Annotated in this window: 2 pseudogenes; both read left to right on the top strand. The window is 41.4% G+C overall.

Features of this window, described 5'->3' with window-relative positions:
• Positions 1 to 891 (top strand): annotated as a pseudogene (locus tag VXQ92_RS19650) (bifunctional prephenate dehydrogenase/3-phosphoshikimate 1-carboxyvinyltransferase); the annotation flags it as partial.
• Positions 892 to 1,018: 127 nt separating this feature from the next.
• Positions 1,019 to 1,172: pseudogene (locus VXQ92_RS19645) on the top strand (hypothetical protein); the annotation flags it as partial.

Below are 1,172 nucleotides of genomic sequence, written 5' to 3'. Positions count from 1 at the left end.
CCTGTAAGCATTACTGGTGGTCAGAAATTAAAAGGTATTCAATACGATTTACCTATGGCATCTGCTCAGGTGAAGTCGGGTATTTTACTAGCTGGTTTATGGGCTGAAGGTGAAACTTCGGTAACTGAACCGGAACCAACACGTGATCATACAGAGCGTATGCTTCGTGCATTTGGCTATGATGTTAAAACTGAAGGCAATAAAATTTCCCTTGTGGGCGGCGGTAAGTTAGTGGGTACTAATATTCAAGTACCATCTGATATTTCATCTGCTGCTTTCTTCATGGTGGGTGCTGCAATTACTGAAGGTGCAGATGTTGTACTTGAAGCGGTAGGTATTAATCCAACACGTACTGGCGTAATTGAAATTTTAAAACAGATGGGTGCTGATCTGACTGTTGAAAATGAGCGTATCGCTGGTGGAGAGCCTATTGCTGATATTCATATTAAAGGTTCACGCACGCTTAAAGGCATTCATATGCCTGAAGACCAAGTACCTTTAGCAATTGATGAATTCCCAGCCTTATTTATTGCAGCGGCTTGTGCTGAAGGCCAAACAGTATTAACAGGTGCAGCAGAGCTTCGCGTGAAGGAATCTGACCGTATTCAAGTTATGGCAGATGGTTTAAAAATCATGGGCATTGATTGTACACCTACTGAAGATGGCATCATTATCGAAGGTAAAGGCAAATCTGGTGATTGGTCACCAATCTTTGCTGGTGGTGAAATTGAATCACACCATGACCACCGTATTGCCATGAGTTTTAGTATGGCAGGCCTTCGTACTTCTGGTCCGATTACAATTCACGGTACTGAAACTGTTGCTACAAGTTTCCCAACTTTTACTGAGTTGGCGAATCGTGCAGGCTTAACAATTGAAGTTAGCCAATAACTTTTTACCTAACACATTTTATAATTGCTAACACAATAGCAACGGCAGCAGCGAGCTAAAGGCTTGGCTGCTGTTTGTTTATTGCTTATGCTAAGTGCAGATAATGATAAAAGTGTTAGGACAAAGGATGAAAAAATTACAATTTATTGCCAGTTGCCCACAACATGGGGTGCTTGATCATCCACCAAATGAATGCCATATCACTCAAGAATATGTAGCGGCTTTACTGTTTAAACAACTGGGGAATTATGGTTTTGATGCACAGCATATTGTGCATGAAC

It is taken from the genome of Acinetobacter sp. 228 (assembly GCF_048147885.1).
Note: the sequence above shows the minus strand (reverse complement) of the source record. Positions and strands in the feature narration are given on the sequence as shown.